This is a genomic window from Alicycliphilus denitrificans K601, assembly GCF_000204645.1.
GTDB classification, from domain to species: domain Bacteria; phylum Pseudomonadota; class Gammaproteobacteria; order Burkholderiales; family Burkholderiaceae_C; genus Alicycliphilus; species Alicycliphilus denitrificans.
Genome location: NC_015422.1, coordinates 1,017,584 through 1,033,244 on the forward strand (window position 1 = coordinate 1,017,584; position 15,661 = coordinate 1,033,244).

Consider the following 15,661-nt stretch of genomic DNA (forward strand, 5'->3'; position numbering starts at 1 on the left):
GCAGGGTCTCAGGTGGATGCCCGCTCGGGCGATGGGGCAGCAGGGGCGGTGGCTCCGGGCTGCAGGATGTCGGTGATGTTCGTGAGGTTGCGCAGCGTGCTCGCCAGGTGCGCGCGCATGGCCTGGGACGCTTCCTCGTTGCGTTCCTGCTCCAGCAGATCCAGGATGTGCAGGTGCTGCTCGCAGTGCTCGCGGTAGCGCGAGCGGTCCTGCATGGAGCGGTAGGACAGCAGGCGCCGCACGCGGTTGACGCGGCGGATGGTGTCGATGAAGAACGCATTGCCCGAGGCCTGCACCAGCGACTCGTGGAAGTTCACGCCGCGGTCGTGGATACGGTCGGCGCGGTCGGTGGCGATGCCGCCCTGCAGCAGGTGGATCTCGGCCGCGCGGCAGCGTTCTAGCACGGCGGGCTCCAGCCGGTAGCCCGGCTCCAGCAGCGCGGCGGGCTCCAGCGCAAGCCGCAGGCGGTAGGACTGCAGCAGGCTGTCGGGCGTGGTCAGCATGGCGGCGAACGTCCAGCCGTAGCCCTGCTTGCGCTCGATCCAGCCCTCGTGGGAGATGCGGTTGAGCACGGCGCTGAGCTGCGACTTGCTCAGGGCATACCGCGTGCGCAGGGCCGCTTCCGTGACCGATTCGGGCAGCGTGCCGCGCAGCCGGTCTTCCGCGATGCGGAAGTAGGTGGCCTCCACCAGGTCTGCGTCGCTGGCCGGGGCCTCGGGGAGCAGGTCGTCCGGGATCTGGTCATGGGGCACGGCCAGGAAGAAGCCGCGGTTGCGCTCGCGCTGGGCGATGCCGTGCTCGGCCAGCAGCTGCAGGGCGTCGTTGATGGGCTGGCGCGACACGCGCAGCCGGTCCGCCAGGCCCTGGGCGGCCAGGTGCACGCCGCTGGTCCATTGCTCGCTGCGCGCCAGGGCGAGGATCTGCCGGGAAATGCTGGTGGCCGTCTTCATGCCGCCATTGTCATGGAAGGGCCGAGGCATCCGCGCCGCGCCTGCGCCACGGCCTGCTGCAGGATGGACGGGATGACGCCGCCGCGGCGCAGTAGGTCGACCTCCAGCTGCGTTTCCACGGCCGCCGTCGCGGCCAGCGGCTGCACGCTGCCGTCGCGGCGCAGGATGCGCACGGCCACGGGGCAGCGCGGCGCGAGGCTGGCCGCCGGGGCGTCCACCTCCACGCGGTCGCCGGGCGCGATCTGCAGCGCCTGCGGGCTGGCGTCCCGGGGCAGGCGCAGCGGCAGGATGCCCATGCCGATGAGGTTGGAGCGGTGGATGCGCTCGAAGCTCATGGCCAGCACGGCGCGTATGCCCAGCAGGCGCTGGCCCTTGGCGGCCCAGTCGCGCGACGATCCCGTGCCGTAGCGCTCGCCCGCGACGAGCACCACGGACTGCCCCGCGTCGCGGTAGCGCTGCGCAACCTCCCACAGGGGCAGCACCTGCCCCGACGGCGCATGCACGGTGTGGGCGACCGGCGCGCCGGGCGCCAGCAGGTTCCCCAGGGTCTTGCTGTGAAACGATGCGCGCAGCATCACCTCCCAGTTGCCGCGGCGCGACGCGAACACGTTCAGGTCGCCCCGGTCGTCGCCGCGCTCGACCAGGAAGTCGGCCACCAGGCTGTCGGGCGGTATGGCGCTGGCGGGCGAGATGTGGTCGGTGGTGACGTCGTCCCCGACGACGAGCAGCGGATGGGCCTGGTAGCGCCCGAGCTGGCTGCCCTCCGACAGCGAGGCGAAGGGCGGGCGGCGCAGGGCCGTGGACTGCGGGTTCCAGGGGAACAGCGCGCCCTGCGGCGCCTGGAGCGCGTGCCAGGCCGGGTTGAGCGAGGCGCGGGCGAAGTCGCGCGCGAAGTCGTCGGGGCGCAGGGCCTGCGCCAGCAGCGCCTGCACCTCGCCGCGCGTGGGCATGAGATCGGCCAGCATGACGGGGCGGCCGTCGGCGCCGGTCTGCACGGGCTCGGTGCGCAGGTCGCGCGCGGCGTCGCCGCCCAAGCCGAAGGCGATGACCATGGGCGGCGACATGAGGAAGCCTAGCTCGATGTCCGGATGCACGCGCCCGGGGAAGTTGCGGTTGCCCGACTGTATGGCCACGGCCTTGACCTGGCCGGCCTGCTGCGCCTGGCGGATCGGCTCGGTCAGCGGGCCGGAGTTGCCGATGCAGGTGGTGCAGCCGTAGCCGACGATGCCGAAGCCCACGGCCTCCAGGTCGTCCAGCAGGCCGGCGCGCTCCAGGTAGGACGCGGCGGCCGGCGAGCCCGGGGCCAGCGAGGTCTTGACCCACGGCGGCACGCGCAGCCCCAGGGCGCGCGCCTTGCGCGCGACCAGGCCGGCGGCGATCAGCAGGGCCGGGTCCGACGTGTTGGTGCAGCTGGTGATGGCGGCCAGCGCCACCGCGTGCGGGGGCAGGGCGCTGCCGGGCTGCGGCGTGAAGGCCGCGTCCTGCAGCGCGCGCGCGCTGTCGCCGTAGTCCAGCAGGTCCTGGGGGCGGCGTGGCCCCGCGATGTGCCAGCCCACGGTGTCCAGGTCGATCTCCAGCACCCGGGTGTAGCGCGGCTCGGCGGCGGGGTCGAACCACAGGCCCTGGTGGCGCATGTAGGCCTCGACGAGGCGGATGCTCTCCTCGCTGCGCCCGGTGGCGCGCAGGTAGTCCAGCGTGCGCCCGTCCACGGCGAAGTAGCCCGTGGTGGCGCCGTATTCGGGCGCCATGTTGGCGATCACGGCGCGTTCACCCGCCGCCAGCGTGGAGACGCCGGAGCCGAAGTACTCGACGAACTCGCCCGCCACGCCCATGGCGCGCAGCCGGCTCGTCACGACGAGGGCCAGGTCGCTGGCCTGCACGCCGGGGCGCAGCGCGCCCGTGAGGCGCACGCCGATGACTTCCGGGATGCGCAGCATGGTGGGCATGCCGAACATGACGGTCTGCGCCTCCAGCCCGCCCACGCCCCAGCCGAGCACGCCGATGCCGTTGACCATGGGCGTGTGGCTGTCGGTGCCCAGCATCATGTCCGGCACGGCCCACAGCGCGCCCGCGCGCCGCTCGGTCGTGACCACGGTGGCCAGCTGCTCCAGGTTGATGGTGTGCATGATGCCCGTGCCCGGCGGGTGGATGCGCACCTTGTCAAGCGCCTTGGAGGCCCAGCGCAGGAAGCGGTAGCGCTCGGCGTTGCGCCGGATCTCGTGGCCCATGTTGGCCTGGGCGGCGCCGGCCGCCGCATAGGCCTCCACCGCCAGGGAATGGTCCACCGACACGTCCACGGGCAGCACCGGGTTGAGCAGGGCGGGGTCCACGCCCGCCTCGTGCAGCGCGTCGCGCATGGCCGCGATGTCCACCAGCGCGGGCGTGCTGGTGGTGTCGTGCATCAGCACGCGGCCGGGCTGGTAGGCGATCTCCGCCTCGCTCGTTCCGCGCTCCAGCCAGTCCGCCAGGGCCTGCACGGCGCCGGCGCGCTCCTGGCCCTGCGTGGTGCGCAGCACGTTCTCCAGCAGCAGGCGCAGCACCACGGGCATGCGAGCAAGCCGCTCGCCCAGGGCGCCCCGCAGGTCGGCGACGAGGTAGCGCGCGCCATCGAGGTCGGCGGCCCGGGGCGGGAAGTTCTCAGTGTTTTCCATAGGTCGAATTTTGCATATTTCATTCATAAAATGCAATTAAGCGATTTCCCTAGGCCGTCTTCGGGACGCTGTTTTGGAGCTGAACATGAAACTTTCCCGTCGCCATGCATTGCTGGCAGCCGCCGCCATCGCCCTTCCCGCCTGGGCCCAGGACTATCCGGCCCGCGCCATCACCCTGGTCGTGCCCTTCACCGCCGGAGGTGGGGTGGACGCCGTTGCCCGCCTGCTGGCGGAGAAGCTGCGCGCAAGCCTGAAGCAGCCCGTGGTGGTGGACAACAAGCCGGGCGCCAGCGGCATGCTGGGCGCGGCGGCGGTCGCGAAGGCGCCGGGCGACGGCTACACGCTGCTGCTGGGGTCCGCGGGCGAGACCGCCATCAACCCGCTGGTCTACAAGGCGCGCATGCAGTACCAGCCGCAGAAGGACCTGGCGCCCATCACCCTGGTCACCCGCGTGCCGAACGTGCTCGTCGCGTCCCCCGGCTTTCCCGCGAAGAACGTGGCCGAGCTGGTGAGCTACGCCAAGGCCAACCCCGGCAAGGTGGGCTACGCCACCAGCGGCGTGGGCAACCCCCAGCACCTCAATGGCGAGCTGCTGGCGTCGGTGGCGGGCATACGGCTGAACCACGTGCCCTACAAGGGGGCGGCCAACCAGCTCGTGGACGTGGCTTCGGGCGTGGTGGACATGGCCTTCGTGAGCTACGCGGGCGCCGCGCCCTTCATCAAGGGCGGGCGCGTGAAGGTGCTGGCCGTCACCTCGGCCAGGCGCGCGTCCTTCGCGCCCGACATCCCCGCCATCGCCGAGACCCCGGCCACCGCCTCCTACAGCCTGGAGAACTGGTTCGGCCTGTTCGCCCCCGCCTCCACGCCGGCCGCCATACAGGCCAAGTTAAATGCCGCCGCCGCCGATGCGCTGAAGGACCCGGAGCTGATCAAACGCCTGCGCGAGCAGGGCGGCGAGCCAGCGCCCATGACGCAGCAGCAGTTCCGCGACTTCATCGCGCAGGAGACGCAGAAGTACGCGCAGATCGTGGAGTCGGCGCACATCACGCCCGAGTGAGCCTCCTGCGGCCTTATCCCTTGCTTCCTAGAACCTGAAACCAGAGGAGACAGCATGAACCCTTGCAGCAACGCGCGCCGCGCATTCATCGCGGGCGCGGCCATGGCCCTGGCGTGCAACTGTGCGCTGGGCCAGACGGGCGCCGTGGGTTACCCGGTCCGGGCCATCACCATCGTCGTGCCCTTCGCCGCGGGCGGCAACACGGACGTCAAGACCCGGCTCGTCGCCAAGCAGCTCGGCGAGATCCTGGGGCAGCCCGTGGTCATCGACAACAAGCCGGGTGCCAGCGGCAACATCGGTATGGAGCTCGTCAACCGGGCCGCGCCTGACGGCTACACGCTGGGCATGGGCAGCTTCGGCCCGCTGGCGGTGAACCCCTGGATCTACCCCAAGCTGAACTTCAACCCCAGGTCTTTCGTGCCCATCATCCTGCTCGAAAAGAGCCCGCTGGTGCTGGTGACGCCCGCGGACAAGCCCTACCAGTCGGTCAAGGACGTCATCGCCGCGGCCAAGGCCAGGCCTGGCCACCTGAACATCGCCAATGCCGGGCCCGGGGGCGCGCACCACCTGTCGGCGGAGCTGTTCGAGAGCGCGGCGGGCATCGACATGCTCGGCGTCCCGTTCAAGGGCGGCGGCCCCGCCGCGCAGGCACTGCTGGCCGGGCAGGTGGATCTGATGTTCGAGCAGACCAGCGCGGCCGTGCCCTCGATCCAGGCCAGGAAGATCCGCGCGCTCGGCGTCACGTCGGCGCAGCGCCTGCAGCAGCTGCCGGACGTTCCGTCCTTCGCAGAGCAGGGACTCCCCGAAGTGACGGTGTCCAACTGGATGGGCTACGTGGCGCCCAAGGGCACGCCGCCCGACATCGTGGCCAGGCTGCACGCGGCCTTTGCCAAGGCCATGGAGCACCCCGAGGTCAAGGACCGCATCCTGGCGCAAGGCAACGAGTTCGGGGGCGGCTCCAGCCAGGACTTCGCCAGCTTCATCGACGGCGAGTCCGCCAAATGGTCCAGGCTGGTCAAGGCGCGCAATATCCGCATGGATTGAGCGTCCGGCGCTCGGGTTTGACGGAATATCAATGAAAAGTGCCTCTAGCGTTTATAGGTAGAGCGCCAGCAGCTATTTATTTGATAGTCAACGGTGTCGCTGGAGGTGCGCGCGATGCTGTGCCAGACTCCGGCCATGCACAGCACCCCCACGCCTTCTTGCCCGGTCGCCGTCGTGACCACCACCGTGGCCAGCGCGGCCGATGCGCAGCGTCTGGCCGCCGGCGCCGTGCAGGCGCGGCTGGCCGCCTGCGTGCAGGTGGAGGCCATCGCCTCGCACTACGTCTGGCAGGGCGCACAGCACGAGGACGCGGAATGGCGCCTGGTGTGCAAGACGCTGCCCGCCGCCGCGCCCGCGCTGCTCGTGTGGCTGCGCGCGCAGCACCCCTACGAGGTGCCGCAGCTGCTCACACACACGGTGCAGGCCGAGGCCGACTACGCGCAGTGGGTGGCGCAGCAGGTGGACGGCTGACGCGCTGCCGCCCCTCACGCGGCCAGGGCGTGCATCTCGCGGATCAGGTCGGCCTTGCCCTCGAAGCCGATGCCCGGCAGGGGCGGCAGGGTCACGTGGCCGTTGTCCACCTTCACGCCGTCGGGGAAGCCCCCGTAGGGCTGGAACAGGTCGGGGTAGCTCTCGTTGCCGCCCAGGCCCAGGCCGGCGGCGATCGCCAGCGACATCTGGTGCCCGCCGTGCGGGATGCAGCGGCTGGGCGACCAGCCGTGCGCCTTCAGCATGTCCAGCGTGCGCAGGTATTCGACCAGGCCGTAGCTGAGCGCGCAGTCGAACTGCAGCCAGTCGCGGTCGGGGCGCATGCCGCCGTGGCGGATGAGGTTGCGCGCGTCCTGCATGGAAAACAGGTTCTCGCCCGTGGCCAGGGGACCGGCATAGGCCTCGCCCAGCCGGGCCTGGAGCTCGTAGTCCAGCGGGTCGCCCGCCTCCTCGTACCAGAACAGCGGGTACTGCGACAGGGCCTTGCCGTAGTCGAGGGCGGTCTGCAGGTCGAAGCGGCCGTTGGCGTCCACGGCCAGCTGCTGGCCCGGGCCCAGGATCCTGAGCACGGACTCGATGCGCTCGCAGTCCTCGGCCAGGCTGGCGCCGCCGATCTTCATCTTGACCACCGAGTAGCCGCGCGCCAGGTAGCCTTCCATTTCCTGGCGCAGGCCGTCCAGCCCCTTGCCCGGGTAGTAGTAGCCGCCGGCCGCGTAGACGAACACCCGGGGGTTGGGCGTGCCCGTGCCGTAGCGTTCGGCGAGCAGCTGGAACAGGGGCTTGCCGGCGATCTTGGCGACGGCGTCCCACACGGCCATGTCGATGGTGCCCACGGCCACGGAGCGCTCGCCGTGGCCGCCGGGCTTTTCGTTGGCCATCATGCGCGCCCAGATCCGGTGCGGGTCCAGGTTCTCGCCGGTCTCGTCCAGCAGGCTGGCCGGGTCGGCCTCCAGCACGCGGGGGATGAAGCGCTCGCGCATCAGCGCGCCCTGGCCGTAGCGGCCGTTGGAGTTGAAGCCGTAGCCGACCACGGGCCGGCCGTCGCGCACGACGTCGGTGACCACGGCCACCAGGCTCAGCGTCATCTTGGAGAAGTCGATGTACGCGTTGCGGATGTCCGATTGGATGGGGCGGGTGGACTCGAGGATGTTGACGATTCTCATGGTGCTTCGAAAGTAGGGAAGGGATTCATTGCGCCAGCGACGCGCCGCCGCAGATGCGCAGCTCCTGGCCGGTGATGGCCGCGGCCGGGGGCGACAGCAGGTAGGCGACCAGGGCGGCGATCTCGGCCGGCTCGACCAGGCGGCCTATGGGCGGCAGGCGCGGCGCGCTGGCGGCGCGGGCGGGATCCTGCAGCATGGCCGTGGCCGTGGCGCCGGGCGAGACCACGTTCACGGTCACGCCGCGCGGCGCCACCTCCACTGCCCAGCTGCGCGCCAGGGCGACCAGCGCGGCCTTGGTGGCCGCGTACTGGCCGCGCCCCGGCAGGCCCTGGGCCACGCGGCTGCCGATGAAGACCACGCGCCCCTGGCCCCGGTCCGCCATGGCGGGCACCAGGGCGTTGGCCAGGCGGGTGGCGGCGTCCACGTGCAGCTGCCACATGAGGGCGCCGGCCGCCGCGTCCAGCCGGCCCAGCGGGCCCACGCGCAGCACGCCGGCCGCGTGGACCAGGGCGTCGACGCCCTGCAGGCCGGCGGCCGCGCGCTCCAGCGCCGGGCCGTCGGCCAGGTCCACGGCCAGCGGCGTGAAGCCGGGCCGATCCAGCGTGGGCGGCGCCACGTCCAGGCCGGCGACGTGCCAGCCGCCGTCCAGCAGCGCCTGGGCGATGGCCAGGCCGATGCCGCTGCTGCTGCCGGTCACCACGGCCTGGCGGGGGCGGGGCTCATTCGACACGGATGCCCCCTTCGGTCACGATCTTCTGGGCGCGCTCCATGTCGCTGCGCTGGAACCTGGCGAAGTCCTCGGCGCTGCCCGGCGACAGCAGCAGGCCCTGCTCCTGCAGGCGCTCCTTCATGCCGCCCGTCAGGGCCTTGTTCACCTCGGCGTTGAGCCGCTGCACGATCTCGGGCGCCGCCTTGGCCGGCGCCCACAGGCCGTACCAGCTGTAGAACTCGTAGCCGGGGATGGTCTCGGCCACCGTGGGCACGTCGGGCAGGCTGGCCGCGCGCTGGGCCGATGTCACGGCCACCACCCGCAGCATGCCGCTCTTGTGGTACTGCAGCGAGCCCAGGATGGGGTCGATGAAGCCGTCGATCTGGCCGCCTATCAGGTCCTGGAAGGCCGGGGCCGTGCCCTTGTAGGGCACGACCAGGTAGTCGATCTGGCCGGCGCGCTTGAGCAGCTCAGTGGACAGGTGGCCGGCCGAGCCAATGGAGCCCACGGCGAAGGTCATCTTGCCGGGGTGGGCCTTGGCGTGCGCGATGAGCGACCTGATGTCGGTGATGGGCAGGTTCTTGTTGATGGCGACCGACAGCGGCGCCTTAGCCACCAGGGCCACGGGCGCGAAGTCCCGGGTCACGCTGTAGGGCACAGACTTCATGGTCATGGGCGCCGTGGTGAAGGTCGAGGCGTTGAACAGCAGCGTGTAGCCGTCCGCCGGCGCCTTGGCCACGATGTCGGCGCCGATCACGCCGTTGCCGCCGGGCTTGTTCTCGACCACAAAGGGCTGACCCATCTGCTCGCCCAGCTTCTGGGCCAGCATGCGGCCCACGGCGTCCAGCGTGCCGCCGGGCGGGAAGGGAATGACCATCCGCACGGGCTTGGCAGGGTAGGTTTGGGCGGCCGCGTGGCCCGCCAGGGCCAGGATCGCGGCGCCGAGGCCGGCGCGCAGGAAGTGGCTGCGGTGCATGGTCTTGTCTCCTGTCTGTCTTCTCACGGGGTCAGTGTTGCAGCAGGCCGGCCTGCCGGACGGCCGCGCGCAGGGCGGCCAGCTCCTGGGCGCTGGGCGCCTCGGTGGGCGGGCGCACGGTGGCGTCGCCGATCACGCCCGCCAGGTACATGCCGGCCTTCATGCGGGCATGGGCCTCGCCCGTGGGCTCGCCGCCGCCGTAGACGGCGTCCTTGAGGGGCGTGATCACGGCCTGCACCTGCATGGCCTTCTTCAGGTCGCCGGCCTTCACGGCGTTCCACAGGTCGATGATGAGCTGGGGGATGAAGGTGGCGAAGCCCACCAGCGCGCCGTCCACGCCCTGCACCATGGAGGCCAGCAGGTACTCGTCGTGGCAGGTCAGGATGGCCTTGGAGGCGTCGGCCTCGCGGATGGCCTGGATGTCGCGGGCGTACTTGTTCATGTCGCGCTGGCCCACCTTGAAGGCCTGCACGTAGGGCAGGCGGGCCAGATCCGCCAGCAGCTGCGAGGAATACGACGCGCGGGTCCAGGCCGGGTAGACGTGGCACACCAGGTCCAGCTGCGGCGCGGCCTTATGGATGGCCTCGAAGTACTGCAGCGCATGGCCCGGCGTGAAGCCGAAGCGCAGCCAGTGGTGGGGCGGCATCACGTCGAGCGCCACGGCGCCCGCCGCCTGGGCGGCTCGGGCGTGCTCGGCCGCATCGGCCAGGCCCTCGCAGACGATGGAGGAGATCACGGGCAGCCGGCCCTTGAGCTCGTCGGCCACGATGCGCGTGACCTCGGCGCGCTCGGCGGGCGTGAGCGCGAAGACCTCGCCCGTGTGGCCGTTGGTCATCACGGCCACCACGCCGTCGTGGCCGGCGAGCCAGGAGGCCAGCCTGCGCAGCGCGGGCTCGTCGATGCGGTGGTCGGGCGTGAAGGGGCAGGAGATGGCGGGGATGATTCCGCGGTAGTTGGCGATGGAAGGCATGTACAGTCTCCGATGGTTGGGATGGGGGGATGAACGATGGGCCGCATCATTTCCCGCGGGCCTGGCACCGTCCAATACTCGAAACGCATACATCTATCGCGCCGAAGAACGCAACACCATGGGACCTGGCAACCGCCCCCTCGATCTGGAATGGCTGGAGGACTTCCTGGCGCTGGCCGAATGCGGCAATTTCTCCCGCGCGGCCGAGGCGCGCGCGATCGCACAGCCGGCGTTCAGCCGCCACATCCGGGCGCTGGAGGAATGGGTGGGGGTGGACCTGTTCGACCGCAGCGCCCATCCCGCCGCGCTGACACCCGCGGGCCAGCGCTTCCTGCCCCTGCTGGAGGCGGTGCTGGCCAACCTGGAGGCCGCCCGCATCAAGGCGCGCGCCGCCCACGACCAGGCCGCGGCCAGCCTGCGCTTCGCGGCGACGCACGTGCTGTCGCTGACCTTCTTCCCGCCCTGGCTGGCCGACATGGAGTCGCAGCTGCGCCTGGGGCCCATCCAGACCATGTCGGACAGCTCGCGCGCCTGCGAGGAGCTGATGCTCCAGCGCCGCGTGCAGTTCGTGCTGTGCCACGGCCATGCCGACGTGCCGGGGCGGCTGGACGAGGCCCGCTACCCCATGCTGCGGCTGGGGCGCGACGTGCTGCGCCCGGTCAGCGCCCCCCACCCGGACGGCACGCGCGGGCGGGCGCTGCACGCCATCGGCCTGCCGCCGCCGGTGCCCATGCTGGCCTACAGCGAGGCCTCGGGCCTGGGGCGCATCGTGCGCGCCCAGCTGCGCGCTTTTGCGCAGCAGCCCGGCGTGCGTACGGCCGAGCCGGGCGAGCTGGAGGAGGTTTTCACGGCCCACCACGCCGTCCTGCTCAAGACCATGGCGCTGGAGGGCCGGGGCATCGCCTGGCTGCCCGAGTCATTGATCGTGCGGGAGCTGCAGTGCGGCGCCCTGGTGGCCGCGGGCCCCGAGGCCTGGAGCATCCCCGTGGAGATACGCCTGTACCGCCAGCACGCCGAAATGGCCGCCGTGGCCGAATCGCTGTGGCAGCTGGCGGCCAGTCGGCAGGACTGAAGCCGCCCGTTCGTCAGGCCAGCAGCGCCTGCGCGAACTCGCGCGCGTCGAAGGTCTCCAGGTCTTCCACCTTCTCGCCCACGCCGATGAAGTAGACGGGCACGGGCCGCTCCTGCGCGATGGCGGCCAGCACGCCGCCCTTGGCCGTGCCGTCGAGCTTGGTGACGATGAGGCCGGTGAGCGAGAGCGCGTCGTCGAACGCGCGCACCTGGGCCAGGGCGTTCTGGCCGGTGTTGCCGTCGATCACCAGCAGCACCTCGTGCGGGGCCGTGGCGTCGGCCTTGGTCACGACGCGCTTGATCTTCTTGAGCTCCTCCATCAGGTGCAGCTGCGTGGGCAGGCGCCCGGCCGTGTCCACCAGCACCACGTCCTTGCCGCGCGCGCGGCCGGCGGTGACGGCGTCGAAGCTCACGGCGGCGGGGTCGCCCCCTTCCTGGCTGATGATCTCCACCGTGTTGCGCGTGGCCCAGACGCCGAGCTGCTCGCGCGCCGCGGCGCGGAAGGTGTCGGCCGCGGCCAGCAGCACGCTCTCGCCGTGGTCGGCCAGGTGCCTGGTGAGCTTGCCGATGGAGGTGGTCTTGCCCGCGCCGTTCACGCCGGCCACCATGATCACGGTGGGCTGATGCGCGCCGATGACCAGGGGCTTTTCCAGCGGGCGCAGCAGGTCGGCCAGCGCGTCGGCCAGCAGGGCCTTGACGGCGGCGGGCTCGGTGGCCTTGGCCTCCTTCACGCGGCGCCTGAGGTCGGCCAGCAGGTGCTGCGTGGCCTTCACGCCGGTGTCGGCCATGAGCAGGGCATCCTCGAGCTCCTCGTACAGCGCGTCGTTGATCTGCGTGCCCGTGAAGACGGTGGCGATGCTGCCGCCGGTCTTGCGCAGGCCGGACTTGAGGCGCTCCATCCAGCCCTGGCGCGTGCCTTTGGGCTTGGGGGCGGGCTCGGGCACGGCGGGCGGGGCCTCGTCCGCCGCAGGCGCGGCCTGCGGTGCGGCGGCGTCCTGCGCGCCGAAGGACTTGCGCAGCCAGCCGAGCGCGCCGCCGCCCGTGGGCGCGTCGGCCGCGGGGGCGCTGGCGGCATCCGGCACCGGCGCGCTGGACGGCTCGGCGGGGGAGGGGGATTTCTTCTTGAAAAAACTGAACATTGGCGGGTTCTTAGAATCGCAGCCATTCTATGAAACGCGCTATCACCCTTTTGGGCCTGCTGGCCTGCCTGCATGCGGGGGCGCAGACCGCCCCGGTTCCCCCCGCCACCGCGCCATCGGCTGCCACGGCCACGGGGGCGCAGCAATTCACCCTGAGAAACGGCATGCAGCTCATCGTGCAGCCCGACCGGCGCGCGCCCACGGCGGTGCACATGGTCTGGGTGCGCGTGGGTTCCATGGACGAAGTCGACGGCACCTCGGGCGTGGCGCACGCGCTCGAGCACATGATGTTCAAGGGCACGAAGAAGCTGCCGCCGGGCGAGTTCTCGCGCCGCGTGGCGGCGCTGGGCGGGCAGGAGAACGCCTTCACCAGCCGCGACTACACGGGCTATTACCAGCAGATCCCGGCCAGCCGGCTCGCCGACGTGATGCGGCTGGAGGCCGACCGCTTCGCCCACAACCAGTGGCCGGACGCCGAGTTCACCAGGGAGATCGAGGTGGTCAAGGAGGAGCGCCGCATGCGCACCGAGGATCAGCCGCGCGCCGCGCTCATCGAGCAGCTGTACGCCAGCACCTTCATCGCATCGCCCTACCGCCGCCCGGTGGTGGGCTGGATGAGCGACCTGGACGCCATGACGCCGGCCGACGTGCGCCAGTTCCACCGCCGATGGTACGTGCCGCGCAACGCCGCCGTGGTGGTGGCGGGCGACGTGGACCCGGCCAAGGTGCTGGCCCTGGCCCAGAAGACCTACGGTGCCATCCCCCCGCGCGCTGTTCCGGCGCGCAAGCCGCGCACCGAGCCCGTGCAGCAGGGCCTGCGCCGCATCGACTTCAAGGCGCCGGCCGAGCAAGCCTACGTGGCCCTGGCCTTCCACGTGCCGGGCATCTCGCGCATCGAGGACATGGGCGACAGCGACCGCGACGGCCTGGCGTTGCTGGTGCTGTCGGCCGTGCTCAGCGGCTACGACGGCGCGCGCCTGGAGCGCGCGCTCACGCAAGGGGCCGACCGCGTGGCCGACGCCGCCGACAGCCAGGCCTCCGTCTTCGGCCGCGGCCCCTCGCTGTTCCTGATGACGGGCGTGCCCGCCGCGGGCAAGACCTCCAGCCAAGTCGAGGACGCGCTGCGCGCCGAGATCGCCCGCGTGGCGCGCGAGGGCGTGAGCGAGGCCGAGCTCTCGCGCGTGAAGACGCAGTGGGCGGCCTCCACCATCTACGCGCGCGACTCGCTCTACAGCCAGGCCAGCGACCTGGGAAGCAACTGGGTGCAGGGCCTGCCGCTGGATGCGACCGAGCGCCTGCTCAGGCTGCTGCGCGCCGTCACACCCGAGCAGGTGCAGTCCGTGGCCGCGCGCTACTTCGGCGACGACCAGCTCACCGTGACCACGCTCCTGCCCCAGCCCGTGGCCGGTGGCGCCAGGCGCGCCGCCCCCGCGCCAGGTACCGGCGAGCGCATGCACTGAGCGAGCCCAGCATATGAACAAGATCATCAAAACGATAGCTGCTCGCGCTTTGCTGGCAAGCGTTGGAGCCATTTTTTATATGAACAACGCCTGGGCCCTGCTGCCCATCCAGCACTGGACCGAGCCCAGCGGCGCGCGCGTCTGGCTGGTCGAGAGCCCGGCCATCCCCATGGTGGACGTGCAGGTGGACTTCGACGCCGGCGCGCGCCGCGACCCCGCGCCGCAGGCCGGCCTGGCCGCGGCCGCCGCGCTCATGAGCTCCAAGGGCGTGGAGGCCGGCGGCGCGGACGAGCCCGCGCTGGACGAGAACGACCTGGGCGAGGCCTGGGCCGACCTGGGCGCGAGCCTGGAGGCCGGCGCCGAGCGCGACGGCCTGGTGTTCTCGCTGCGCTCGCTGACCGAGCCCGACCTGCTGGAGCGCGCCGCGCGCCTGGCCGCGCGCCAGCTGGGCCAGCCCAGCTTCGCGCAGAACGTGTGGCAGCGCGAGCGCGCCCGCTGGACCGCCGCCATCAAGGAGGCCGACACCCGCCCCGGCACCGTGGCCACCAAGGCCTTCGCCGCCGCCGTCTACGGCGGCCACCCCTACGGTCAGCGCCCCACGGCGCAGACCTTGGCGAACATCGAGGCGGCCGACCTGCAGGCCTTCCACGCGCGCTACCTGCAGGCCTGCCGCGCGCGCGTGAGCATTGTGGGCGCGCTCACGCGGGCGCAGGCGCAGCAGCTGGTGCAGACCCTGCTGTCGCGCCTGCCCGCGCCGCCGTCCGCCGACTGCGCGCCGCTGCCCGCCGTGCCCGAGGTGCAGCCGCTCGAAAAGGCGGTGCAGGAGGACATCCCCTTCGCCTCGGCCCAGGCCCACGTGCTCATCGGCCAGCCGGGCTTCGTGCGGCGCGACCCGGACTTCCTCGCGCTGCTGGTGGGCAACCACATCCTGGGCGGCGGTGGCTTCACCTCGCGCCTGACCAACGAGGTGCGCGAGAAGCGCGGCCTCAGCTACAGCGTGGGCAGCAGCTTTTCGCCCGGCCTGAACGCCGGCGCCTTCGTGGTCGGCCTGCAGACGCGGCCCGACCAGGCCGCGCAGGCCGTGCGGGTCACGCGCGACGTGCTCAAACGCTTCGTGGAGGAAGGCCCGACCGAGGCCGAGCTGCGCGCCGCCAAGGACAACCTCATCGGCGGCTTCGCGCTGCGCATCGACAGCAACCGCAAGCTGCTGGCCAACGTGGTCAACATCGCCTGGAACGGGTTGCCGCTGGACTACCTGGAGCATTGGACCGACCGCGTCCAGGCCCTCACGGTGGCTGACATCCGCGCCGCCTTCCAGCGCAAGCTCCAGCCCGCGCGCATGGTGACTGTCGTCGTCGGGGGCCAGCCTTGAGCCGCGCACCGGCCAAGGCGGCGGGCGAGGTGCGCATCATCGGCGGCCAGTGGAAGCGCACACGCCTGCCTGTGGCCCACAAGCCCGGCTTGCGCCCCACGCCCGACCGCGTGCGCGAGACCCTGTTCAACTGGCTGGGCCAGGACCTCACGGGCTGGCGCTGCCTGGACGCCTTCGCCGGCACGGGCGCCCTGGGGCTGGAGGCCGCCTCGCGCGGCGCCGCCAGCGTGCTGCTGGTCGAGAGCGACGCCGGCCTGGCCGCCCAGCTCGAAACCCTGCGCCAGCGCCTGCAGGCGGGCGCCGTGCGCGTGCAGCGCGGCGACGGCATCGCCGCGCTGCGCCAGTGCCAGCCCGCCAGCATGGACCTGCTGCTCATCGACCCGCCGTTCGCCGGCGAACTGTTCTTCCCCGCCCTGCAGGCCGCCGCCCGGGCCGTGGCGCAGGACGGCTTCATCTACCTGGAGGCGCCCGCCGCCTGGACCGATGAGCAGCTGGTCCCCCTGGGCCTGGCGCTGCACCGCCACCTGAAGGCCGGCGCCGTGCATGCCCATCTGCTGCGACCACAGCAAAACGCTACGGATATGTGAGCTGCCAGCGCTTGCCAGATAAG

The 15,661-nt window shown here is 71.8% G+C and carries 14 protein-coding genes; 7 read left to right on the forward strand and 7 right to left on the reverse strand.

Annotated elements, in window-relative coordinates:
- Positions 1-8: 8 nt before the first annotated feature.
- Both ALIDE2_RS04870 and acnA read right to left on the reverse strand, forming a co-directional pair.
- Complete coding sequence (locus ALIDE2_RS04870) at positions 9-950, reverse strand: GntR family transcriptional regulator (protein ID WP_013520261.1); 942 nt, start codon at positions 948-950, stop codon at positions 9-11.
- The gene (acnA, locus tag ALIDE2_RS04875; protein WP_013721527.1) at positions 947-3,601 is read right to left on the reverse strand and encodes an aconitate hydratase AcnA; all 2,655 of its coding nucleotides are present in this window, start codon (positions 3,599-3,601) and stop codon (positions 947-949) included. The genes ALIDE2_RS04870 and acnA overlap by 4 nt, the downstream gene beginning before the upstream one ends.
- A gap of 85 nt (positions 3,602-3,686) precedes the next feature.
- Here acnA and ALIDE2_RS04880 point away from each other — a divergent pair, with 85 nt between their 5' ends.
- From ALIDE2_RS04880 to cutA, 3 genes are all read left to right on the forward strand, one after another.
- Entirely contained in the window at positions 3,687-4,658 is a 972-nt protein-coding gene (locus ALIDE2_RS04880; protein ID WP_013520259.1) for a Bug family tripartite tricarboxylate transporter substrate binding protein, read from the forward strand.
- Between the two features lie 54 nt (positions 4,659-4,712).
- Positions 4,713-5,702 (forward strand): Bug family tripartite tricarboxylate transporter substrate binding protein, encoded by a 990-nt coding sequence (locus ALIDE2_RS04885; protein ID WP_013520258.1) that lies wholly within the window; start codon positions 4,713-4,715, stop codon positions 5,700-5,702.
- Positions 5,703-5,816: 114 nt separating this feature from the next.
- Complete coding sequence (gene cutA, locus ALIDE2_RS04890; protein ID WP_013520257.1) at positions 5,817-6,173, forward strand: divalent-cation tolerance protein CutA; 357 nt, start codon at positions 5,817-5,819, stop codon at positions 6,171-6,173.
- 14 nt (positions 6,174-6,187) lie between these two features.
- Here the strand turns inward: cutA and ALIDE2_RS04895 are convergent, their stop codons facing one another.
- From ALIDE2_RS04895 to ALIDE2_RS04910, 4 genes are read right to left on the reverse strand one after another with little or no spacing between them, the layout of a single operon-like run.
- A complete protein-coding gene (locus tag ALIDE2_RS04895) occupies positions 6,188-7,354 on the reverse strand; it encodes a mandelate racemase/muconate lactonizing enzyme family protein (RefSeq protein ID WP_013721528.1) in 1,167 nt (388 codons plus the stop codon).
- Positions 7,355-7,379: 25 nt separating this feature from the next.
- Complete coding sequence (locus ALIDE2_RS04900) at positions 7,380-8,084, reverse strand: SDR family NAD(P)-dependent oxidoreductase (RefSeq protein ID WP_013520255.1); 705 nt, start codon at positions 8,082-8,084, stop codon at positions 7,380-7,382.
- On the reverse strand, positions 8,074-9,039 hold the full coding sequence (locus ALIDE2_RS04905) for a Bug family tripartite tricarboxylate transporter substrate binding protein (RefSeq protein ID WP_013721529.1): 966 nt from the start codon (positions 9,037-9,039) through the stop codon (positions 8,074-8,076). Before ALIDE2_RS04905 ends, ALIDE2_RS04900 begins: the two co-directional genes overlap by 11 nt.
- A 31-nt stretch (positions 9,040-9,070) precedes the next feature.
- Positions 9,071-10,009: a dihydrodipicolinate synthase family protein gene (locus ALIDE2_RS04910; protein ID WP_013721530.1), complete on the reverse strand. Its 939-nt coding sequence runs from the start codon at positions 10,007-10,009 to the stop codon at positions 9,071-9,073.
- Between the two features lie 118 nt (positions 10,010-10,127).
- On the opposite strand from ALIDE2_RS04910, the gene ALIDE2_RS04915 reads away from it, so the two are divergent.
- On the forward strand, positions 10,128-11,081 hold the full coding sequence (locus ALIDE2_RS04915; RefSeq protein WP_013721531.1) for a LysR family transcriptional regulator: 954 nt from the start codon (positions 10,128-10,130) through the stop codon (positions 11,079-11,081).
- Positions 11,082-11,094: 13 nt separating this feature from the next.
- On the opposite strand, the gene ftsY is transcribed toward ALIDE2_RS04915, so the two are convergent.
- Positions 11,095-12,219, reverse strand: coding sequence for a signal recognition particle-docking protein FtsY (ftsY, locus tag ALIDE2_RS04920; protein WP_013721532.1), 1,125 nt, complete (start codon positions 12,217-12,219; stop codon positions 11,095-11,097).
- A gap of 29 nt (positions 12,220-12,248) precedes the next feature.
- On the opposite strand from ftsY, the gene ALIDE2_RS04925 reads away from it, so the two are divergent.
- From ALIDE2_RS04925 to rsmD, 3 genes are read left to right on the forward strand one after another with little or no spacing between them, the layout of a single operon-like run.
- On the forward strand, positions 12,249-13,679 hold the full coding sequence (locus ALIDE2_RS04925) for a M16 family metallopeptidase (RefSeq protein ID WP_013721533.1): 1,431 nt from the start codon (positions 12,249-12,251) through the stop codon (positions 13,677-13,679).
- A gap of 13 nt (positions 13,680-13,692) precedes the next feature.
- Entirely contained in the window at positions 13,693-15,051 is a 1,359-nt protein-coding gene (locus ALIDE2_RS04930) for a M16 family metallopeptidase (protein ID WP_013520249.1), read from the forward strand.
- Positions 15,048-15,638, forward strand: a complete 591-nt coding sequence (rsmD, locus tag ALIDE2_RS04935; RefSeq protein ID WP_013520248.1) for a 16S rRNA (guanine(966)-N(2))-methyltransferase RsmD — start codon at positions 15,048-15,050, stop codon at positions 15,636-15,638. Before ALIDE2_RS04930 ends, rsmD begins: the two co-directional genes overlap by 4 nt.
- The last annotated feature ends 23 nt before the right edge of the window (positions 15,639-15,661 follow it).